The following is a 23,770-nucleotide window of genomic DNA, read 5'->3' as shown; positions in this document are numbered from 1 at the left end:
AAAACTTATCTATGAGTGTTCCCAACCGGGGCCGAAACTAAGCTCCGTTCCAAGAGGTAGCGGGGTTGGTAAGAAAAGGTGGGCGCTGTGGCTGCATACGAACACTACTGAATCGGGCATTTTGCTTAAATTTAGTCTCGGATGTTTTCACCCGGGACAAAGCAGACATTAATCCCCCAGTTATAAATAGCATGGTGAGCAGTGCAAACGGCGCGATGAAGTCAGACTCGGTCATACTGCGAGCGAGTGAAACCGAGCAGACACAGAGGAAAAATACAGTAGGGATCGGATTGGTTTGGCTTCTTGCAAGCAGGATGCTTCCGATTGTCCAGAGAACCGTCAGGATGCAGAAAAAGAGACCGATTAGTCCTTGGTGTACAGCAATTTCAAAATAGGAATTGTGAAAAGAAAAGGTTGCATAGGTGGCCTTGTGGAACTCCTCATAGATGCGACTGGCCTGAGAGAGCTTGTCATACGGTGTCCAAAAGCCGCCAGCCCCAACGCCGAGAAGAGGGTCGTCCTCAATCTGGCGTGTTGCATATTCCCAGAGCAGCGTGCGGCCGGTTAATGTCGTGTCTTTACCGAACGCGCCAAGCACAGCATTTATGGGGTCAATGCTTTGCGTCGTAAAAAAGGCCGAGGCGCTTAGTAGGAGCGCGGCTACCGCAAGAAAACCCAGGGCATAGAACCAGCGGCGTTTTAGAATGCCCGTTTGGGGTACGATTGCGAACAAGAAGGCGATCACTGCGATGCCAAATGCCAAGAGCATAGCGGTGGCGGAGTTTGCCATATAAATTTGCCAAGCGGACAAAACCAGAGCGAACATCCCGAAGAGCTTTCGTTTCTTCGATGAATCCGGGTCAAAAACTATGCACAAAGAGCAGAGCCATAGGATCACCATCGCTGTTCCCATGGCATTCTTGCTCGAAAACACACCACGGGCACTCGTACCTGTACCCAAGTAAGGCGCGAGAAAACTAAGTATGCCGTAGTAGGTCGCGGTCAGGGCCAGAGCTAAAATCAAATCACGGACCGTCAACCTGGTTGCAATGAAATAACAGATCATGATTGTCAGTAGCAGCTGCAGGCCTGACCTTAGAATTAAGGTCGTCTCAACACCCCATATGGCTGACAAAAGCCACCAAGCAGGAAAAAGGAACAGGACGAAGCTGCGGGCAATCAAAGGGAAAATCTTCTGAAAATCTCTTATGAAGGCCCACGCGAAGTAGAGCGCCAGCGGGTAGAGTATGAGTTCGTCAAAGCGAAATTGTTTGAAAGTTACAAAAAACCACAGGGCAACAAGAATGAAATCCCGGCGGCGTTCGCGAATTTCCAAGACCTCTATCGGTGTCGCAGTAGCGGTCATTGCGTTACCTCACTCCGAAGGTGCCGTTTAAGGTGGTCTGCCAGCCGTAATGACATTGCCACAACCGAAAGCGTTGGATTGGCCTGTCCTGACACCGGAAAAACTGAGGCGGAGGCGACATAGAGATTGTCGGTCCCATGTACGCAGCAGTTGCTATCAACGACCCCCGATCCCGGTGTAGCAGACATGCGAGTAAGGCCTGCCTGATGATAGCCATCGCGAGCCTTGTCTTCGATGGCCTTCGCAAAAGCCTCGTCTTCCGGCAGCGTGATCTCAGCAACATTCGCTGCTTTGAGGCGCTTTGCCAAAAGCTTGTGGCCAGCCATTAGCGCATCAATTGTGCGCTGTCCGTATCGAAAGTCTATCTGCAACATGCGCTGCCCGAATTTATCTCTTTCTTCAGAAAGTGTAACCTGACTCTCGGGTTCTGGGAAATGTTCTGCGTGATAAGCGAGAATGTACGGCCCGCGGCCTACCAAGGCGAGACGTTGAGGGCGTCGCATCGAAGGCGGCAGAAACCGCTGTGCTGCCGAACGCAGGATGTTTGATGCACCAATGGGATCTTTGAGAACATTGGCGATATGATTGCCGGCATCTTCGAGACCCTTGGGCTTTTTGAGCAGTTTTTTAAGGGAGATCTCGCCGGAGCTTTGTCGGGGATCTTCAGGGTGCAGGTTTTCAAGCCAGAAAGCCACGTTACTTGGTGCGCCATTTGACAGGCAAAATCGGCGCCGATACGGGCTGCGACCACGACCACTTTGATAGCCGAATTGCTTGGCGAGTTGTGGATCAGTGAAAGTGATTTCAGCCATACCGCCGGTGAGGTGCCCCATGTAGTAGCGCCCAAGGGCATTTTCAGTGGAAGCAAAGATCTTGGGATGTGCAGCTTTTTCAAGCAGCAACATACGTGTGGTTTCAAGTCCGCCGCAGGCCAAAACGAGTTTTTTGCAGGGCAGGACACATGTTTGCCCTGCATGGGTTAATGTGAGTCCTCTCACTTGGTGTTTTTCAGAAGCTTCCCAACGAAAGGAGAGAACGCGTGTCCTGGGTAAAAGATCAATGGGCTCAAGCCCGTTTTTGAGTCGCTCTTGCAGATTGGTCGCTTGGTCTTGGGCATTCAGGAGCTCCACTTTCTCGAGACAGACGCCGGGAATGTCTGGGCCATTCGGAAGGGAGGAGTATCTAAATGTCGAATCTGCTTTGAGAAATTCCGCGGCCGGAGCGATCCACCGAGCATAATCATTGAAACTTATTGACCAAGGGTGCTTGTGGCGCGAACGGGCTTGCGCGAAATCTTCTGGGTCAAATGGCATGCATCGCCCGCCCCAGCCAAGCAATGTACCCGCCACTGCTTCGCGGTTTGTACGATGCCGTGGATCGTGAGTGTCGGTTGAAAGATGAAGGTCTCTACGCTCACTAGGATCAATTGTCCCCTCGTCAAACCCGCCTTGTTCGATGACAAGAACCTTCATCCCTGCTTGCCCAAGTGACAAAGCCAGTGCCAAGCCAGCAGCGCCCGCTCCAATAACGCAAACATCGTAGTTCTTCGAAAGGGCGGTTTGCAGCGTAACGGTCGTCATCAGGGCTTTGCCGCCTGTTCTAAGGATACTGCATTCCGTTGACGGCGCTTCAAGCCAATCAGTTTTCTCAATGCAGTGATCGGAGCGGCTTGAATTGGCCCTAGGCGAGAACAGCTGCCTGTATCGTTTTGCAGGGCGCGCAGTCTTTCGGGGATGGCCTTGCTTGCATATTGCTGTGCCGCACGCTCACGGATATCTGCGCAGTTCTGCCGGGTTGCTTTGACGTTTGTACGAAGAGATCGAACCAGATCATGAACGTCTGCCGGGTTGGCGTAATGTGCCGTCGGCCCAAACGTATCTCGTAGGCTTGGGCTCAGTACACAGGGACGCTCCATCAACATGGCTTCAAGGATGGTGCGCCCGAAGGCTTCGACCCATTTGTCGCTGTGGAAGTAGGAGAACACATCTAAACTTTCAACGAAATAGTCCACAGGTTCGTTGTTGAATGGCACAATCTCCCAACCGTCTAAATTCGCGCCGAGAGAATTGAGGTGCGCTTCCGGGCACCCCATAACGCGCGTCTTCCAGCCAGCTTCCCGTGGAGCAACATGAGCCGCTACATCAGCTGCAGTGTCCGGCCACTTGAGCGGGTCTTCACGGCTGTGACGGCCAACCACTGCAATTGGCCCATCAAAAACGGGACGGTTTGACATCCAATTGCCGGTATCAAAGGAGTTTACCCAGTCGGCGTTTGTTAGCCGTATGAATGGAAGGAAGCTGCGCAGGTGTTTTCGAATGACGCCTGAGACTGGTGCCCACATTGGTCGAATACCGAAAGACTGTTCGATATATCGTGTTGTAGCAATCGGGTCATATTCAAGTGATCCATCACCGCGAAATGGAGGATGATGGCACACCAAAACGGATGTGTTTGAACGAATTTTTGCGTTTTCTTGCACTTGATGTGCGAAAGTAAGAGGGTGGTGAAAAAAGGTCGTGTCAGCAACAACACATGCTTCCGGTTTGATGACTTTGACACCTGGTAAATCAGCCAACGCCGCTAAAGCTGTGTTTTTTCCTGTGCCCGCATCAATGAAAAATCCGGAAGTCACTTCCAGTAATCCAATTGTCAAACCAGCAGCATGAAAAGCATGGGCGTCAGTCAAAATCGCGCTCGCCGTTCCCCCGGTGAATCTTGGGTCATAAACAAGCAGGATATCTATCCGGCTGGCTGTCATTCGCTAAACCCTGGCCAGACTTGTGACAGATCGCGCCCCAAAAGCTCTGATAACCCAGCATTTCTGAGCGACAAATGCCGTGTCAGGTATCTGGCTGTTTCTGATTTCATTGCGGGCGGCTTCTGAGCTGTCAGCAGGATCGGATTAATTCTCTTAAACCACTGATAATGAATTTTTTTTCTGATGGTTTGAGGCAAGCCAGCTTCATGCCCCATGTGATTGCGATAGCGGCGAGCCACGATAGGTTGACCAAGATAATTGATCAGCTGTTGGCCCTTGGGCAAGGAGGGATAGTTGGTGCGGTTGAACCAAGTTTTCAGCGTTTCCACGTCCATATTCGAGGCTCCAATATGGGCGGTAACACCGTCTAAATAAGCCTGTTTGTCGCTCAGAAAATCTTCAAACAGTGCGACATGCACATTATCACGGCCAAATACTCGAAAATACTCCGCAAGATGTGGCGCATAAGTGGAACCGAGTATGATCGAGCTGTGCGCGCTAATGGCTTTTTCAAAACCACAGGTTAGACGGCCGCTGCAAAGCAGATGCCAATACTGAGAGTAGGCGCGCTTGACGGGGTTTCTCAGAAGAAAGACCAGCTTCACGTCTGGCAATAGTCTTTTGATGCGACGCGCTGCGACCGCAGAAAAAAGATAGGTTGTAGAATCTTCTCCGACGAGCTGATGATTTTGGAACTCAGAAAAGCAAGACGTATACCAACTCAAGTTGGGTGCGTTCTCTTGACTGGGGTCGAACCATTTAAGGCCGTTTTCGTTTTCAGTCAGAAAGTCGGGATGCGTGATCGGATCGTCCGCATCAAAGTAATGGATTTCCTGATCGGGGATACCGATTTCCGGATTTTGCCCCAGTATAAAATGCAACGATGTCGTGCCACATTTCGGCGCACCGCCGATGATAAAGTCAGGTAATCTTGTCAAAGTTCAATGACCTTGAGAGTCAGATAAGAAAAATAAAAAATGTCGATCAAAAGACATTCAGAGATTAACCCGAGTCGATTGTGGAATCTACAATTCGTATCTTTTTAAAGATGCGCCTTAGTGTTTGTGGCGTATTCGCCGCAATCAAAGGCGCACTTGCTTCTCAGATGCCCGCTCTCTAGGTGGCCGTTGCCGCCTGCAGCAGGCTCTGCGTTGTCGCAGGGGTCTCCACAAAAGTGCTGCGAGGGAGCGATAGTAACTGGGCCCGCAGCTTCTCTATTGGGGTGCGGTCTTTCAACAGTATCAATATTTCTTTTTCAAGAGCTTGCTCAATTGGTTGATTGAGAAGAATGCCACTTCCATGATCCTCAAGCCAGCGCGCAGTCTCTGTGCCCGCAGGGGCCAGGGCAGGGGTCGCAAAATATCCCCCCTCATAGATACGATTAGGCAATAACCAGAGTGAATTGGCGCCTTCCTCATACCAATCGCCCGCCCAGACCAGATCGACATCAGCATACATTTCAGACAAATCGTCCGGGGCGTTATACCGGCCACCAAAAGAGACATTGTCATAGGGCCGGATTTCACCCTCAAAGTCTTCAAACACGCCCGGTGCGGGGTAGCCGCGCAATACGATATCGACGTCTTCCGGAAAATTCTTGGCCAACCCTAGCAACAAAGCGAGCGATTTACGGCAACGTAGATTGCCAAACCAGCCAATGCGGAGGCGCTGACGCTGCTTTGGCGATGGGTCATCATTGGTTGGGCGATCTGGGAAATTGTCTCCGTCGATCATCAGATTTTCGAGCAAGAAAGATCGATAGGCATTTGGGTAATGTACGGCGAAGTGCTCACTCTCAAAGCGAGGCGAAGAAATCACCACCAATGCGCAGTGTTTTAGTAGGCGCGCCTCTATACCACGCAAAAGGCGGGCGATTGCGGAAGTGCCAGTAAGGCGACGATGCACGTCTAGGCATTCATATATCAATGGAGTGTTGAGGCTGAGTTTTGAACGCGCGCGCGCAGCTGCCGCGAGCATATCAAGATTTCGAGCGTAAATAACATCAGCCCTGCCCAACTCGCGCCCGTGTCGCGCTGCAATTTTAGCGCCTTTAAAAATAGAAAGCAGCCTTTGCCCGTAGGCGTTATCCGCAGTCTCTCCGAGGTCAACGAGCGGCCACCCCGTGTCTTGCTTGGTACCGCGATGTGGCATGAAGCCGATGACCTCATGACCGGCTGATTGGAAAGCGCGAGCGCGTCGACGGACTGCAGGTTCGTTTGAGTTGTGACCAAAAAATGCGATTGTAGACATAGGAGGTCTTCGATCCGCGATTATTCTGCAGGCTGCGGGGAAAATGTTCTGGGTGATTTCTTCATCAGACGTGAGAGAAACCCAATTCCCCAAGCAAAGTGCATGGTTGCTAAAGCAACGCTGGCAGCAAGGCCACAGATGGAGCGGTGCCTGAGGGCAATCAAGATCCCGCAAGACAGCATAGCTAAGGCATAGAACGCGGGCCACAGAAGTAGCAGGGACGTGATAGGTAGGGCAGCCAAGCTAACAGCACAGACTGCCGTGTGCACGGCTGGTATCATCTGACGCGGCGCGGGCTTGATGCTGTGTTTAAGACAGGTCCGCGCACGTCCTTCGCCGTAGCGAAAATACTGTCGCCATAAACGGCTTGCGGTCTTTCTCGGAAAATACTTGATACGCACATCGGAATTCAGCCAGATACTGCCGCCAAAATCGCTCAGCCGCTTATCATATTCGGCATCTTCGTTGGTACGAAAGTCAACATCGTAACCACCGAGCTTTCGGAACGTCGACATGCGGAACGCTGCATGATGCCCATGGTCACAGTACCCGGAAACATTCCCGCCACGATGTGGGGAGCCTCCGGCGCCAAGCGGGGTATCCGCAACCCAAGCGAGCCCTAGTTGAAAGCAGCTGTTGCTGTCAGCAATGGCATCCATTGGGACAACAACCGAGTCGACTTCTTTCGCCAACATACAGTGCACCAGATCACTGACGTAGCCCTGCGGATAGGCAGCATGCGCATCACATCTGATCGCGAAGTCGATGCCGTCGAATTCCGGCGACAGAAGCAAATTGAATGCAGCCGCTTGTATGCGTTGAGAATTGTGCCTCAAATGCAAATTAGAGTGCTTGCTCATGAGGCGTGTAACAATGGCGCAAGTGTCGTCACTACTCCCACCATCTGCGACGATCACTGTGCAGCGAGAAGCAACAGCGTCTCCATGCATGATCTGGCTCAGCACAGCCTCAATCTGATCTGCTTCATTCAGGGTCGGAATAAGAACGGCGACGCGCGCGGGGTCAATCATTGTTACCAATTGTATGCCTCATGTGTCAGGTGGTCCAACTCAGACAGATGTGATGCAGACGTTCCGGGGTGCGGTCGCGCTCCGGATTGCAAAAGAAAAGTTGTAATTTTCGTGAGCAGTTTAAAGTCGCGATTGTTCAACGCCTCTCTTGCGCGCCAAACAGATCCTCGTCCAAGTGCATTTAAAATTGTTTTGCCCGTAAGGCCAAATTGCGAAAGGCTTAATAGCTGTTTGCGTACCGGCGAAGAATACGCCTCAGCGTTACCGTGCTTACCGGCCATAGACCTCACAACAATGTCAATTTCAGTCGGTGTGAGGCCGTCATTTTCTGCCATTTGTGCTGCCGCTTTAAAATCCTCAATGGCGCGCATCCAATCGCAACGCCGCGCGTAAACGCAAGCACGCTGCAAATGAGCTGCCCGTAAGGCCAGGGCTGATTTCTCCGCCTCAAAAAACGATGCATAGAAAGAAATCGGCAATGTTTGGTAGAGATCGCGGAATATCTCCCGATCGGCAGAAAGCCAAACTTCTTCGGATTTTTTGGCTGCATGTTGCTGGCCTGCTGGACCACGTGAGCCGTCATGTTTGCGCTGGTAGAACAACACATCATCGATCATCTTGACCCGAAAACGCGTGCACAATCGCACAAACATCTCATAGTCAATTGAACGGCTTAAATCTTCGCGAAACGGTCCTACTTCGTCAAAACAAGCGTGACGCACCAAGCTGGCATTTTGGAAAAAGAAAATGTCTTCCAACAGATGACGAATGATGCTGCCTGACGATAAGTCTGGCCAATAACCTGTCCCGAAGAACTCTTTGTCATTCTCGGGCTCAACTGTCCTGAAGCGCGCATGTGCTCCCGCCACGATGCCCACATCGGTTGCGTCAAGCACTTCGGCCATTTTCTCCGCCGCATCCAGACAAGCGATATCGTCGTCATCGCAGATCCACACGTACTCCCCCCGCACTTCTTTCATGGCACTATTCAAAGCAAAAGATTTGCCCTGATTTTCGGCCCGGAAGTACTGAATTACCCCTCTTTTATCAGCGTTCATCGCTGATTTGACTATTTCAGGCGTCGCATCGGTTGACCCATCATCCCACACAACAATCTGAGCCACGGGTCGCGTTTGATGCAATAAGGCATCAATTGCCTCTTGAAGAAAATTACTCCGATTAAATGTCGGAATAATTGCAGAAATCGAACCTTGCAACGAGACAAGCCTTAAGTGAATAATTGTCAAACAATCGATGATTATTCAAACATGGGTATTTTTCTTATGTCTAGTTTTAAATGGAAAGTTCTGGTGGCGGTGTGATGTTCGGGTGTCACTTCGCTGCTCGGAAGGAAAAGAGCATTATTTGGGCTTTGCTGATTTCGTTAAGTTTTTTGGCTACTGCGTCTTTGGGGATTGCGCAGTCACTAGAAAATGACGGCATATATAGGCTCTCAGCCGGAGATAAAATCAGCCTTCGGGTTGTGATCTGGGATGAAGGTGAGCGGGACTATGTGATCTGGCGCGCTGTTAGCGGAGAGTTTTCCGTGCAATCTGAAGGCCGCGTCATGGTGCCGCTCGCGGGGCATCTGCCAGCGGCAGGGCGCACGCCTGAAGAGCTCGCATACGATGTCGCTGATGCTCTCAAGGCACAGGTGCGGAGCAATGATCCGCCGTCGACCTCTGTTGAGGTTATTGAGTACGGCGCGTTTTACATCCTCGGTGATGTGGATAATCCCGGGGCGTATTCGGCACAACCAGGTTTGACAGTGCTTCAAGCTTTTGCCCTCGCGGGTGGTGGTCGCCATCTCGATACAGTTAATGGTGATCCACTGTCCGTGCTGCGTGAGACAGGATCGCTTGAACAAATTCAGGCAGAACTGCTTCGTGCTCAAATAACCTCCCATCGTTTGCGTGCAGAAATTGAGGAGCATACTGAGCTGCGGTTTCCCGAAACGCTCGGCCGAGACAGCAGCGCTGATAAGCTCGCGCGCTTGCTGGATGAGGAGACGCGCATTTTCAGCTCTCGCAGAACAGCATTAGAACGCGAGCAGGCTTCGTTGATGGAGTTAATCGCGCTGCTGACGACGGAAATCGAAAACGTTGAAAAAAAGATTCAGAGCCAACAAGAACAGTTGCGGCTCGCGCAGGAGTATCTTGAGAATACGCAATCTCTTGTGGACAAAGGTTTGGCTAAGGCTCCTCAGTTAACGCAAGCTCAGAAAGGCGTTTTTGATGTGGAAGCCAAGACGCTTGATCTGCAGAATACCTTCTTTCGAGCCAGCCAAAGTATCAAGGAAGCTGAGAGAGATATTGTTGCTCTGAGAGCGAACAGAGCCACGCAAGCCGCTGTCGAGCTGCAGAACGTGAGCGCGAGAATTGAGTCACTTCTCAGTCGTCGCGAAACCGTGCGCCTGCTGTTGTTGGAGCGAGGTGCAACGAATACCGCAGTTGATGAGGATCTCCAGACAGAAACGATCTTCAGTTTGCAACGTGGGCGCGGCGACGCTGCGAAAATGATCCCCGGCGCTGACACGATCGTGCTGCCGGGTGATGTGATTAACGTCGAGCAGCGTCTTGTCCCAGCTGATGAAGTAATCCCTGGCTAATCTAGAGCGCCTGCCGCATGAAGCAGCAGGCGCCAATCATCGTGGCGGGCGACTTGCTGCTTGGGCGAGCTTACCTAACGGCAACGAAGTGCCTCCAAAAGTTCTTCATTTGACATTTGGGCTTCAAGCCGTTGGATAGCATCTTGCGGGCAGCCTTGCTGCTCTGCGGACTTCTTCAGTATGTCAATGAGGGTCTCTGTGAATTCTTCTGGCGTATCGACTGCGGTGACCAGGCCATCCAGCATGTCGCCATAAGCTTCGAGAGTCTTTTTGAAAGTGACAACTCTCATGCCGAGCTCGAGATATGTGCCGATTTTGATACTTATCCCACTCGTGACCAACATAGGCGCAATGCCAATAGTATTTCCATCACCTAAAGTACGTAGATCTTCAACAAAGCCTACGCGGCGCACACCGTCGTGCCGGCCTTCCACCCATTTGGAAATTTCGCCGACAATCCAAAGCTCCACACCAGTTTCTTGCCAAACGCGTGGCCATATTTCTTTGAGGATCATGTCTAATGCAGCGCGATTGCCGCCATGTTTTACGCCAATAAAAACAACGCGGGGCGGTGCGCTTGAATCTCCGGTGTTTTTTGTGAGCCGTGGGCGCATCCAGATATGTTCTGCATCTGGAAGATGGTGTTTGACTGCATCGGCTTCAATTTGTGAGGCGTGAATGCAAATATTCGCGTCACGCAGGCGCGCGACCTCCTGATTTAGAGTTATAGAATTATGGTCTGGGCATATCCCAGACTCCTGAAAGGACACTGCCCTACTGGAAAAAAGGTCGTGCATCAAAACGCCACGCTTCGTAGCCTTACAGCCGCCGAGCAACGGGGCGAGGGAAGAGTACTCGGCAATCACCAAATCTGCACCCAAAGCATTTGCTGCGCGCTGGACCTCTTCAGCCTCCCCATCTGTTAGCGTTTTGCCTAAAGCACTAGGAAAGGAAAGTTGCCTCCCTCCGTTTAAGCCCTTGGTAAGAGACGTCACGCTGGCGAGGGCGCGGATAATGAATTTTCTCCATACCCGCGAGCGGGTCGAAACATAAAGCCTCCCCACCTTCAGACTTCCGGGCCAAATGACAGGTATGTCGTTGTCGCATAAAACGCGATCGGGGCGGCAAAATGGGATGTGTCCAAAACTGGTGGTCGGCGCGGCGACAATGCGAACCTGATAACCTGCGTCAAAGAGGATTGAGCAAAGGCACATAAGATGCACACCGCTACCCGACTTGAGGTTGCTCAGGCGGCGATGCATCAGTATCGTTGCATAAACTGGGGCAGAGGTCGTCAAATTTGAATCTACCTTAGGGTGTTCATCTCTTGAAACTATACGGATTGATACGCGAGATATACCCTTAAGGATTAATTCTCAATTTATTACAAAACCACTAAGTGGCGCTATGCCTTTTCAAGCGCGCCTATATTTTTAAGTAATTCTATTCCTTATTGCCTCCAGCAGCTGATGCCCGACCATCGGAATAGCATAGGGGTGACGTGATAAATGACGGCAGGCTGCACCCACTTGCCTAGATTTCAACGCTGACATAATGCGCTCGGTTTCCATCATTTTTCTAAGGCCAATCTCTCTTTCGCTAAATAGATCAATCGCATGATTGCTGATATCGTTATGATATCTATCGACAAACTTACAATCTTCTTTGATCAGTGCTTCGAAGTGATCGGGATCTATTCGATGAGAAATCGACCCTCTCCTAACAGTGTAGAGGTAGTCAGCTTTTGGCCAAACGAGAACTCTCCCCCCCATCGCCAACGCTTCAAAAATCAGGTGGCAGTCCTCGCCGTTTCTCAGGCTTCTATTGTATTCTAGTTTTTTCTCTTCGATGAAAGATCTGCGAAAAATCGGCTTTAAATACCCGGTGCTTTTTGATTTTGGGGAAATTATATTATCGGAAACGTATTCTTCTAATTCAACTTTAGCGCCAATTGTAATTTCGTTATGCCTTAGAAAGGTGCCATCCTCGTATGTGTGCCCTTGCTCATCGACCTTTTGGAAGTTTCCTAGCAAGACGTCGGCATCAAATTCCTCCGCGTATGTAATCATTTCTTTGAGGCGGTCTGGCTGCATCGTGTCGTCAGAATCAAGCACGCAAATCCAGTTTCCTTCGCAGTGATTTAGTGCTGCATTTCGTGCCGCGGCCGGGCCGCCGTTATGGGCCAATCTCTCGAAGATCACGTCGTTTCGCACAGGAATTTGATCTTCAAAATCTTCATCTGACGCATCGTCAATAATCACGACGCGCGTTTTTACATCCCGCTGACCAAGGGCACTGCTTACTGACTTTATAATCGTTGCTTTAGCATTCCATGCTGCAATTATTACCGTTGCATCGGTCATCTGGGTCTAATACGGTTCTATCAATTTGATTTTGAAATTAGTGGGTTAAGAACTTAAAGATGTTCGAAGACTGCCGTGCCTCAAAGAGGTTTGCAACAAATTATTCCGCATCAAGTCTCTATTTTTGTTGTGAGTTTTCTTTTTGGCAACAGAGATGCCATTTGCACAATCCACCTAAAGCAACGGTTGGCCGGACTTGACTGCCCCTAAAGATATACCATCTGTCTCGGTAATTATCCCGGCCTGGAATGCCGCTGAGACTCTCTCTCGGGCGGTAACGTCTGCGCTAAATCAAGAGGGTGTCTCTGTAGAAGTCATTGTGGTCGATGACGCTTCTACTGATGAAACACTGGTTTGTGCTGAGAGGCTGGCTGCAGCAGATAATCGGGTTCGTGTTTTAAGGCAGAAGAATAATCAGGGTCCTGCTGCTGCGCGCAACCTTGCACTAGATGAAGCTCGCGCGCCTTACGTTACGCCTCTGGACTCAGATGACTTTATGGAGAAAGGGAGACTCAGAGCACTTTTGGCTATCGCACAAGAAACACATTGGGATTTTGTCGCAGACGACCTTTTCAAGGTGCCCGAAAGTGATATTGATGGCCCTCGGCAGCGTTTGATTTCAGATGAACCAATCAATGAGCTCAGCATAGATTTCGCGGGCTTCGTCCAAGGGAACCTTTCAAGCGAACGTGGCGGGCGTCGGGAGCTAGGTTTCATTAAGCCGCTTATCTCCAAAACATTCCTGGAGCAGGCAAACCTTCGTTACGACGAAAGTCTTCGATTGGGGGAGGATTACATTCTTTACGCGTCCGCACTTTTGAGTGGCGCGAGATTTTGTCTGACGGATCCTTGTGGATACGTTGCCGTGATGCGGCCAACCTCATTGAGCGGTCAGCATTCTACGCGGGACTTGGGGGCGCTGGTGCAAGGCGACCTCTTATTGATGGCAAATCCTGCGCTAAAACCCAAGGATCGGACCGCTTTGAAGGCGCACTACATTGAGGCGCTCAAAAAATGGCACTGGCTTCGACTTATTGATGCGGTGAAATCTCGTAGCCCAATTGAGGCTATGCGCTGCTTTTATGCCCCCTTTCCCGTGATCGAGGAGCTGCTGAGAAATCTCCGTGAGCAGTTCATAATAAGGTGCAGCGCAAAGTGCAGGTCGTTGTTCGGGCGCGCTGCTAAGGTCGGGTCCCCCGGCGCTAAAGGCGGCAAATCATGAGCGGAGCAAAGATCCGGTGGGGAATTTTCGGCTCAGGTTCGATCGCGCAGCAGTTCGCGTGGGACATGAGATTTAGTCGCACGAGTTTACTTTCAGGCATCGCCTCACGATCAATGGAGAACGCCAAACGGCTTGCGGATGTTCATCCCGGAGCGAAGGTGTTTGCAAATTACAAGGATCTGGCTAAGTCGGAAGCTGTCGAAGCGATATATGTTGCGACACCCAATGCGCTGCACAAAGAACATTGCCTCATCGCCATTTCTGCAGGCAAAGCGGTTTTATGTGAAAAGCCATTTGCGACAAATTCTTCGGATGCGCGAGAAATCGTAGCGGCTGCAAAGGCCGCAAATGTGTTTTGCATGGAGGCGATGTGGACTCGCTTTCTTCCGATGTTGGCAAAGGCGCGCTGCCAGATCCGGAGCGGCGAGCTGGGTGAGATTGCACACTTGAATGCGTCGCTTGGCTTTGCCAGGGCAGAACGCCAGGGAGACCCAATCACCGACCCGGCGCTTGGCGGTGGGGCGCTCAACGATCTTGGGTGCTACGGGCTTTCCATTGCTGAGTATCTTCTTGGACCGTTTGAGGTCGCTGGCGGCGATCTGCAGCGCTCAGAAAGCGGCTCAGTTAGGACCGCAACGATATCACTGCGCCATAACACCAAACGCGAGCTTAACCCACTTTCGGCAATAACTGTAAGTCATGCCACTCAATTGGAGAACACACTCACTATTTCCGGGACCAAGGCGCGGCTCTCCCTTTCAGCTCCCTTTATTCAGGCGCGCGAAGCTAATTTTTCCTCTGTGACATTTTCAAATTCCGCCAAAAGTCCAATTTCTTTAAAATCTCGATTCGCCTCTTCTTATTCAGGTCAAAAATTAAAGAAAGCGATTCGGACTGTTTTTCCACCATCTAGGGCATTTTCTGCCTCATTTCGTGGCGGAGGGTTACAATTTGAAATAGATGAAGTTGCGAGATGTTTGACGGGGGAATTGGTTGAGAGTCACATAATGCCTTTAAGAACAACCATTTCCATCATTGAGGAGCTTGAGCGTATCAACAACTTTCGCAAATAGAGTGGACTTCCATTAGTGCGAAGAGACAAATTAATACGGACTTATTAGTCACAGTTTCGCCAAGGTCCGGGCGCCAATATGACATGTTGGAACTCTAGCTTGATCATTGACAGGTCGCTGCGAGTAGTGGCCGGCGTGGTTTCGGTTCCGGCATGTAGTTTATTGTGGGCCATTTCCAGAATATTGCCGGGCATTTTTATTCCAGAGGCTGGTCGAAGAGTTCGAGTAGGCGGATTATGGAATGTCCTTTTACAGTTTCACGCGGGTTTTTGCCGATCTTTCGGCGCACTATTCCGCATTATGGTTCTGGTTACTTTTGCGCGCTACATCGGCAATGCAGTATCGAGACGGTACACCACTCAGCCGTTTCGAATTCACTACAGCACTGAAATCAGGGCGGTTTGCGCTGCTCTAATTATTTATGTCGGCCTTTTGGCTGAGCCTTTGGTATGCGAAACGACTGGAGACGAAATGAACGATATGACGCACACGATGGAGATGGATCACCATGCCGGGCATGGGGCCGGTGATGCTGGCCAGGATCTTATCGGTTCGGGTAGTATCTCTTTGGCAGAAGCCATCCAGAAACAAAAAGAAATGATATCTGGTGGGCATAGCGCCCACATGGATGATTCCGTGAAAATGGGCGAGCACACAAGCCTCGTCGATCTTTTTCCAGATGCAAGCGATCCAGACACCTTTGTAGCTATCAATGGCGGTTCTTGGTTTGACGCCGCGACATGGGCAAACGGCAAGATTCCAGGCGAGGGCGCCGATGTTTATATTCCGCAGGGTATCTCTGTTGTCTATGATGGTGTAAGCACCGCCGAACTCAAAACTGTGGGTGTCGATGGGGGCCTTCACTTCGCAGTTGACACAGATACGCGCATGGAAGTGGAATCAATTTTCACTGGATCCAGCTCCATTCTGACGATTGGTGTCGAAGGGAACCCGGTTCAGCCGGATGTTTCTGCAGAAATCATCTTCACAGATGGCCCGATTGACCTGTCATCAGATCCGTCACAGCTAAGCCATGGCCTTGTCACACATGGTCAGGTCGAGATCCAAGGTGCTTCTAAAGCCCCTTATCTCAAGCTGTCGGACGAACCTTCCAAAGGCGACACCACCCTGAAACTTGAAGGGGATGTGGACAGCTGGCAGGTTGGCGACAAACTGGTAGTCATGGGCACAGAATATGTTGGCAACGACTCCAACGGAGTTCTGCAGACCCAAGACGAAGAAGTGACAATCGTAGCGATCAACGCAGAAACCGGCGTTGTGACCATTGATCGCCCTCTGCAGTATGATCACCATACACCTGACTATGTGGGTCGTGACGGCATCGACAATGAGTTGTCCGTTTATGTTGGCAACTCAACCCGCAACGTGAGCTTTGAATCCGAAAATCCAGAAGGTGTACGCGGCCACGTTATGTTTATGCATAACCCGGATGTGGAAGTGCGCTTTGCAGAGTTCCATGAGCTGGGCCGCACCGACAAATCAAAACCGATCAACACCAACGAACTCTGGGATGAAAATGACTGGTCCAATCGTGGACCAGGCATCAAAAATGGCCCAGGCGAAGATGTTATTGGCACCGCGCGCAACCCTGGAGACGACAATGTCGAAGGGCGCTATGCGCTTCACATTCACCGTACAGGTGCCGCAGAAGACGCGACTCTCGCGATCATCGAAGGTAACTCTGTAACCGGTAGCCCTGGCTGGGGCATTGTGCACCACGACAGCCACGCCGCGATCGACTACAACTTCGTCTACGGCGTCGCAGGCGCAGGGATTGTATCCGAAGACGCCAATGAAACCGGTCAATGGATTGGTAACTTCGTAACGTCCACCGTCGGGACGGGCCGTGACCCCAACTACGATGGCGCTGCCAATGTATTGACGCTGGAAAAAACAGGCGACTTCGGCATTGAAGGCGTGGCCTTCGAAAGCCAAGCACGCCAAATCGTTCAGCAAGACAACATTGCGGCGAACTCCAAAACCGCTTGGATGTTCAATACTTCGGAGACAAGTACTCAAGGCCCGCTCGCGGATGTGGTGCAGTTTGATCCATCTGGTGAACCATTCGAAGAAATTGAACGCTACGATGAAGAAGACACCTCAATTGTTGGCTTCACCGGCAATCAGATGATCGCTGTCGAGCAGGGTGTTTTCACAGGACACCGCAACATCGACAATGCGACCGACATTCAGCAAACTTTCGAGGATCTTACCGGCTACAACATTCACAATGAAGCTGTACACATCTTCAACTACACAAACGAATATGTCTTTAAAGACACCCTGCTTGTGAATGTTGGTAAAGCTTTCAAAGTTGGCGACAAAGTCGAAGGTGTAAACCTCTCCAACGTACACGTCGAAGATTCATTCGAGGTTCTCTCATCACGTGGTTTCAATGCAGATGCCGTGTATGTCGATGTTACGTATCGCGATGTCAGCAAAACGTTGAGTGCGCGTGATGCGAACGGCAATCTCGTAAACGTCGCAAACCAAATCATCGACAGTAGCAAACTGAAGCCGGTAGAGCAGATCACGTTCAAAGCAGACTCCGGGACGAAGATGACAATCCGCGCAGGCGGGTCTGATCTCGATATTCGCGGCACCTTGACCGATACCGCAGGGGAATTCCGTTTCCATGCAAACACTTGGTACCGCCAAGATGTGCATACTTTTGACGGCCTGCAAACCACAATTCGTTCTAGCGAAATGGACTACGTGCTGGACAAGTTTGGCGCCATCAAGAACGCGGACGGATCCTGGGACCTCGGTTTCTATTGGTGGGTTGGTGACCGTGTGACCGGCGAAAACCAAGCCGTACACATTCCATTGAAGCTCGAAGGGTTTTCGAATTCCTATCTAGAGCAGTATCGCATCGACAAGTTCGTCGCGCCCTCCGGAGAAATCAAACACTATTACGAAGATGGCATTAGTTCCATTGACGATGATTTTTCCAATGAAACCGGCGGAGACCACGGCGGTCACACAGGTGGCGACACTGGCGGTGATACCGGTGGCGATCACGGCGGCCACACAGGTGGCGACACTGGCGGTGATACCGGTGGTGATCACGGCGGCCACACGGGTGGCGACAATGGCGGTGATACCGGTGGTGATCACGGCGGCCACACGGGTGGCGACACTGGCGGTGATACCGGTGGTGATCACGGCGGTCACACAGGTGGCGACACTGGCGGTGATACCGGTGGCGATCATGGCGGCCACACAGGTGGCGATTCTGGCACAACTCCTGATCCCGATGCTGTTCAATTGACAGATGGTGACGACGACGGCCGTTCTTTGAGCACCGAGGGTGCAGACGTCATCGATGGCCTCGGTGGCAACGATGTCCTCTATGGCAATGACGGCGGTGATACGCTCTACGGAAGCATGGGCAACGATACGCTCTATGGTGAAGATAGTGGCGACACATTGTTCGGTGGATCCGGCGATGACTCGCTTTATGGCGGTAATAACAACGACATCCTTGATGGCGGGTCCGGTGCCGACATCCTGCGGGGCGGCAAGGGCAAAGACACCTTCAAGTTCTCCATGGTGGATGGCGCAGTCGACACCGTTAAAGACTATGCTTGGTGGAATTTCGTCGACGTCGGAGACGCTTTGATCGGTTACTCTGCTGATGCAAATGACATCACAGATTTCGTGCGTTTCACAACCGCGGGCGACAACACACTTCTGGAAATCAGCCCAGAAGGCAAAGCAGAGGGCTTTGTAAAAGTCGCTATCCTTGAAGGTGTAAAAAATCTTCAGGGGACAGAGGCTGAAATGGAGGCCAATGGCTCTCTGCTGACAGCGCGCACCAACAATTCACCAAGTGAAGGCGATGGCGGCCATGACGGCAGCGATACTGGCGGTGATCACGACGGTCATACCGACGGCGATACTGGAGGCGATACCGGAGGTGATACAGGCGGCGACCATGGTGGTCACACAGGTGGCGACACCGGTGGTGATACCGATGGGGACAACGGCGGCCACACAGGTGGCGATACTGGCGGAGACAGTAGCTCTGGCTCACACGATCACGACGTGATTGGCGGCAACGGTGTGACCACACTGACTGATGGCGATGACAATGGTCGTGATCGCTCTACCGGAGAAGCCGATCTGATTGATGGATTGGGTGGCAATGACGTGCTCTACGGCGCAGATGGCGGAGACACGCTATTTGGCAACGCGGGCAATGACACCCTTTATGGCGAAGACAACGGTGACACGCTTTATGGTGGTGCCGGCGATGACTCGCTTTATGGCGGCAACAACAACGACATCCTGGATGGCGGGTCTGGTGCTGACATTCTGCGAGGCGGCAAAGGTAAAGACACCTTCAAATTCTCCCTGATTGATGGTGCTGTTGACACCGTCAAAGACTATGCATGGTGGAATTTTGTTGATGTGGGTGACGCTTTGATCGGCTACACCGAAGGCAGCAGCGATATCACCGACTTTGTCCGCTTCACCACAACCGGAGACGACACACTCTTGGAGATCAGCCAGGAAGGCAATGCAGATGGCTTTGTCAAAGTGGCCATCTTTGAAAATGTGCGCAATCTGGAGGGCACCGAAGCCAAGATGGTTGCCGATGGCAAACTGTTGACAGCCAAATCCACTCCCGGTGACCACGTTGCAACCGATGGCGGTAGCGATCACCAAGATGGTGATACGGGTTCACACGACGATAGCGACACTGGTCATAACACCGGTGGAAGCGACGACAACGCGCCTGATCCTGTGGATCAGGATGTTGTTGGCGGAGCGGGTGTCACAAAACTGACCGACGGTAACGACGACGGCTCCGCTCTCGTCACCTCGGACGCAGATCTGATCGATGGCCTAGCTGGGGATGACCTCCTCTTTGGCGGGGACGGTGGCGATACGCTCTTTGGCAACCTTGGCAACGACACGCTGAGTGGCGGCGACAATGGTGACACGCTCTATGGTGGCGCCGGCAATGATGCGCTGGATGGCGGCAACAACAACGACATCCTTGATGGCGGATCCGGTGCCGACACGCTGACAGGTGGGAAGGGCAAAGACACCTTCAAGTTCTCATTTGTGGACGGCGAAGTTGACACCGTTGAGGACTACGCATGGTGGAATTTCCTTGATGTGGGCGATGCACTTGAGGGTTACACCAAAGGTGCCGACAACATCAGCGACTTTGTCCGCTTTGTCGCTTCCGGATCCGACACCATGCTGGAAATCGACACAGACGGTGGTGCCGATGCCTTCGTCGAAGTTGCATTGCTGAAAAACACCAAAAACCTTGTGGGCACTGAAGCCCAGATGGAAGCCAATGGTCAGCTGCTAACGGTTGGCACAGACTCCATGGCAACCGATCTCGGTCTCAGCAGCTTTGATGACAGCAGCTTCATATTCTGAAGTTAGCATGAGATGGGCTTAGGCCGCATCTTCTGAAAACAGATATACCCGAGGCAGCACGAGTTGCCTCGGGTATATTTTTGATTCTGGCCAATATCTACCAAAACTAAGCTAAGTCCCTCAGGGCGTGACTACCCATAAAATTCGTTGTGCGGTTTTCGAAAACACCCACGCAACACTCCAATATGGAAGCACCCCCTCAAAGCCCAAAATGTCAGTTTTTTCCTGTTGGAAATAGAAGCCAGTGTTCTCACTGAGCAATAAGAGATTTTGGCTATGCTTTTGCCCATGAGGCTGGCGGTTTTTCCACGTGTATCTTGTCGGGCACAAAATCCGTATATCGTGCCTGTCGCGATACTTCTAAGAGATAACCACTTGAATGACAGGCGCGCGGGTGCCACGGGTTCATAAACGATCGCATCTTTGCTGATCGCCATTTGAAGGCCTGCGCGATAGTGGCGAAAGAAAAAGTCGATATCTTCGCCACCTGTCTTGCCAAAATCCAGCCGAAATCGCGCATCACGCAATTTAGGTTCACGAAGATCAAGCAAGACATTGCCGGAAAAGCCTGTCTCAACCTTGCCATTTAATTTCGAGGGAACGCTGGAGTGTATCTCATTGTCTCTCATCCACTTCGGCGCATCGGGTGGATAAACGGCATAGACCGGCCCAAAAACAATCTGCGCTTGTTCTCGGGTCGCTGTTTCTAGCAAGTTCATAACCCAGCCTGGCTCTGCTGTCTCATCATCGTCGATGAACAGAAGAAAGTCGGCCTCGGCGTTTACCAAGCAAGCATTGCGCGCAATCGAGATGTTACGAGCAGGAGCGTGGACATACTTTAAGTTGACGCCAAGTTCTTCTGCCCATGCTTCGATTTCAGATTGCTTAACAGGCTGTTCATCATTATCGGAAACGATAATACGCAGATGCCAATGAGCTTGCAGATTTTGTCGGCTCAAGCTTTCAAGCGTGTCATACAAACTGTCTCTGCGGAATGTGCAGATGCCAATATCAATGTTCATTTTGTCACCTGCGTGGCCAGATTCTGCCAATAAGCTTGTGAAATTAAATAGAAGTACCAAATATGGTCAAAATATCTCAAGGTTGTTGTTAAGGCCACAAAATAACAAAGGTCACAGCAATCTTGCTGCCGAGTAGGACAATTTAGGCAATGATCATTTTAAAGGTGTTTTTTTCATCCGTAGCCACCATCGGTCTGTGCTTTTTGATGCATCTTTTCTTGGGTGGGTCTTGGGTTGTTTGGTTGATCGTCGGCTGGGTTTTGTCGGGGCCGATTGTCTTACTGATGTTTGCGCTCCATCATAGTGATACCGGCGACAGCATCACCCGGACTATCCAGAAGAAGTTTGTTGCATGGCGATCAAATTCAGCTTCGACATACGACAGAGAGCCGCACCCTTAGATTTCATTGACCAAGCTGTGCAGACATAGAGAGTTTTAATCTCTCCACGTGGAGAGTGTTCTGAATAGGAGGGCAATGACCATTGCCCCCCACTTATCCAATCACGGCCTACACAAACAAGAAATCGGTGTCATTCACGAAGGTCACCAAACCTGTATCGTTTGTGAGCTCGTATGTTCCGCCACCAAGGGCGTTTCCTTTAAGCAAGTCAGCACTGGCACCATCCACTTCGATAGCTGCGCCCCCAAAGGAAATGACAACTCCCGTTCCATCACCTTGATCCGTTACAGTGCCCGCACCAAGAGAAAGCTCGAACACTAGCCGGTCACTGCCAAGATCACCAAAGTCGGTTATCACATCGGCGGTGCTTGCACCTGTGGCAAAATCAGAAGCGAAGATGAAGACATCATCTCCTTCGCCGCCAGACACCTGATCCGCACCCTCACCGCCGGTTAGACGATCATTACCTGTGCCACCCGCCAATGTGTCGTCACCAGCCAAACCACGAAGCACATCGTTGCCGGCCCCGCCATCCAACAGGTTCGCTAAGGCGTTGCCGGAAATTAGGTCTCCAGCATCACCACCGATCACATTGATCGCATCCAGCGCAGTTGCGGAACCTTGGATGGTGCCATTTGCAAAGCCAATTTCTGTTTCCAGAAGTGTCGCCAAAGCCTCTGCGTATTTTGCGTCACCTGCGTCTGTGAAGTGCACCATATCGGGCAGCAGATCCGCCTCCGTCAAAGGCGTATCAAACAAATGCAGAGTAGGATGATCTTGGGCTTCTGTGTTCACGAGTTGCCGGATCCCTGGGACATAGGTCCCGTTCCCGACATCACCGACAACGCGCGCGCCATCTACAATGCTGTAACCTTCATTGGTCTGGTCCACCAAAACACCAAGCTCAGGCTTCACAGGAATAAGGGAGATCACCAAATGACGATCTGCTGAGCCATCCAATGCAAAGAACTGATCAATCAAGACCTGCATACCCGCCAAGATCTGATCCACCTTGGTAGGACCATTGAGATCGTTGGTGCCCAACATAAAGAGCGTCACGTCTGGGTTAAGTTCATCTACTGCGAGCGAGAAGTTCATCTGATCATTGGGATCATCGGTCAGCACCTCAGCCAAAGAGTGGCCCGGAACCGCGGAATGGTCCTGATCCAGCATGCCTTCTGAACCGCTGTTAAAGCGGCCGATGTAATCTATCCAGACATCTTCGGCCAAAAGGTTCTCAAAGAGGTCATCTCTGAAGCCGCCTTCGACCTCGGGGTTTCCAGTCTTGAACCCTTGCGTCAAAGAATCCCCAAACATCATCACGGTCGCTGCGTAACCGTAGCTTGCCTGGGCCAGATCAACCACCAGACCACGACCTTCTCCGGTAAAGTCTCGCTGACCGACTGCCAAATTCACATTACCTGTGTCTGTCGTTTTGCCATCGCTGATTGTGTAGGTGAAGCTGTCAGATCCGGTGTAGCCTGCGTCTGGCGTGTAAATCACCTCACCGTTCACAACAACAACCGCACCATGGCTTGCTTGCGATGTGATCTCTGTTACGTCCAGAGATGTGAGATAAGTGGCGTCTGGATCAACATCATTGGCCAAAACGTCCAATGTCCAATTGCCAGAGCTTTCCACGCTAAAGAAGTCGTCATTGGCGACGGGAGGCGGGTCTACTGTCACCATGCGCCCATTTGACTCCATGCTCGCTTCAGTGCCTTGCAGATTACGCACGCTTTGCAGGATGGCGACGGGCACAAAACCACTGACCCCATCCGGATTGATTTCCATCAGCGTGTCGCTGCCGGTCGTGGTGAAGCGCACAAAATCCGTGATGTCATCGGTCGCAGAGTTGTAGCCAACCAGTGCATCACTCACGTCAATGAAGTTCCACCAAGCATAATCGGTGACCGTATCGACCGCGCCATCCACCACAGAGAACTTATAGGTGTCGTTGCCTCTACCGCCGGTCAGCGTGTCTGCCCCCGTTCCGCCGTCCAGGGTGTCGTTGTTTTTGTCGCCAGACAGCGAGTCATCGCCGGAGCCGCCAAACAACATGTCACCACTGCTGCCGCCAAAGAGTGTGTCGTTGCCGACATTGCCATAGAGGCTGTCTGTGCCACTGCCGCCATAGAGCGTGTCATTGCCAGCGAGCCCGTCAATCGCATCAGCGCCGCCAGTCAGATACGGCAGGCCGTCGTCGCCCCCGTCCGTAAGCAGAACCGCATTGGGATCAATCGGATCATAGAGCG

15 protein-coding genes are annotated in these 23,770 nt (G+C 51.5%); 4 read left to right on the top strand and 11 right to left on the bottom strand.

All coding sequences use genetic code 11. The features are described 5' to 3' along the window. Positions 1–37: 37 nt before the first annotated feature. The 7 genes from J7412_RS20375 to J7412_RS20345 form a co-directional block, all read right to left on the bottom strand. Positions 38–1,366 (bottom strand): O-antigen ligase family protein, encoded by a 1,329-nt coding sequence (locus J7412_RS20375; protein WP_209081201.1) that lies wholly within the window; start codon positions 1,364–1,366, stop codon positions 38–40. Further along, positions 1,363–2,946, bottom strand: a complete 1,584-nt coding sequence (locus tag J7412_RS20370) for a GMC oxidoreductase (RefSeq protein ID WP_209081199.1) — start codon at positions 2,944–2,946, stop codon at positions 1,363–1,365. The genes J7412_RS20375 and J7412_RS20370 overlap by 4 nt, the downstream gene beginning before the upstream one ends. Then, positions 2,946–4,124, bottom strand: a complete 1,179-nt coding sequence (locus tag J7412_RS20365; protein ID WP_209081196.1) for a glycosyltransferase — start codon at positions 4,122–4,124, stop codon at positions 2,946–2,948. The genes J7412_RS20370 and J7412_RS20365 overlap by 1 nt, the downstream gene beginning before the upstream one ends. Further along, positions 4,121–5,062, bottom strand: a complete 942-nt coding sequence (locus tag J7412_RS20360) for a sulfotransferase (protein WP_209081194.1) — start codon at positions 5,060–5,062, stop codon at positions 4,121–4,123. Before J7412_RS20360 ends, J7412_RS20365 begins: the two co-directional genes overlap by 4 nt. A 178-nt stretch (positions 5,063–5,240) precedes the next feature. Beyond that, complete coding sequence (locus J7412_RS20355; RefSeq protein ID WP_209081192.1) at positions 5,241–6,374, bottom strand: glycosyltransferase; 1,134 nt, start codon at positions 6,372–6,374, stop codon at positions 5,241–5,243. Positions 6,375–6,394: 20 nt separating this feature from the next. Then, positions 6,395–7,405: a glycosyltransferase family 2 protein gene (locus J7412_RS20350; RefSeq protein ID WP_247744033.1), complete on the bottom strand. Its 1,011-nt coding sequence runs from the start codon at positions 7,403–7,405 to the stop codon at positions 6,395–6,397. Positions 7,406–7,407: 2 nt separating this feature from the next. Continuing rightward, complete coding sequence (locus J7412_RS20345) at positions 7,408–8,622, bottom strand: glycosyltransferase family 2 protein (protein WP_209081177.1); 1,215 nt, start codon at positions 8,620–8,622, stop codon at positions 7,408–7,410. A gap of 80 nt (positions 8,623–8,702) precedes the next feature. On the opposite strand from J7412_RS20345, the gene J7412_RS20340 reads away from it, so the two are divergent. Continuing rightward, positions 8,703–10,013: a polysaccharide biosynthesis/export family protein gene (locus tag J7412_RS20340; RefSeq protein ID WP_209065785.1), complete on the top strand. Its 1,311-nt coding sequence runs from the start codon at positions 8,703–8,705 to the stop codon at positions 10,011–10,013. Positions 10,014–10,087: 74 nt separating this feature from the next. Here the strand turns inward: J7412_RS20340 and J7412_RS20335 are convergent, their stop codons facing one another. Beyond that, positions 10,088–11,275, bottom strand: coding sequence for a glycosyltransferase family 4 protein (locus J7412_RS20335; RefSeq protein WP_209081175.1), 1,188 nt, complete (start codon positions 11,273–11,275; stop codon positions 10,088–10,090). A 171-nt stretch (positions 11,276–11,446) separates the two neighbouring features. After that, positions 11,447–12,376: a glycosyltransferase family 2 protein gene (locus tag J7412_RS20330; protein ID WP_209081162.1), complete on the bottom strand. Its 930-nt coding sequence runs from the start codon at positions 12,374–12,376 to the stop codon at positions 11,447–11,449. Between the two features lie 196 nt (positions 12,377–12,572). On the opposite strand from J7412_RS20330, the gene J7412_RS20325 reads away from it, so the two are divergent. From J7412_RS20325 to J7412_RS20315, 3 genes are all read left to right on the top strand, one after another. Further along, a complete protein-coding gene (locus tag J7412_RS20325; protein ID WP_209081161.1) occupies positions 12,573–13,598 on the top strand; it encodes a glycosyltransferase family 2 protein in 1,026 nt (341 codons plus the stop codon). Continuing rightward, a complete protein-coding gene (locus J7412_RS20320; protein ID WP_209081159.1) occupies positions 13,595–14,671 on the top strand; it encodes a Gfo/Idh/MocA family oxidoreductase in 1,077 nt (358 codons plus the stop codon). Before J7412_RS20325 ends, J7412_RS20320 begins: the two co-directional genes overlap by 4 nt. A gap of 471 nt (positions 14,672–15,142) precedes the next feature. Beyond that, positions 15,143–20,092, top strand: a complete 4,950-nt coding sequence (locus J7412_RS20315; RefSeq protein WP_209081157.1) for a G8 domain-containing protein — start codon at positions 15,143–15,145, stop codon at positions 20,090–20,092. A 131-nt stretch (positions 20,093–20,223) separates the two neighbouring features. Here the strand turns inward: J7412_RS20315 and J7412_RS20310 are convergent, their stop codons facing one another. Beyond that, entirely contained in the window at positions 20,224–21,114 is an 891-nt protein-coding gene (locus J7412_RS20310; RefSeq protein WP_209081155.1) for a glycosyltransferase family 2 protein, read from the bottom strand. Between the two features lie 509 nt (positions 21,115–21,623). After that, the coding region (locus tag J7412_RS20305) for an Ig-like domain-containing protein (protein ID WP_209081153.1) at positions 21,624–23,770 on the bottom strand (2,147 nt) is incomplete at its 5' end.

The organism is Shimia sp. R9_3 (genome assembly GCF_017743755.1).
Lineage (GTDB): Bacteria > Pseudomonadota > Alphaproteobacteria > Rhodobacterales > Rhodobacteraceae > Shimia.
The sequence above is the reverse complement of the archived record's forward strand: the minus strand, read 5'-3'. Positions and strand labels throughout refer to the sequence as shown.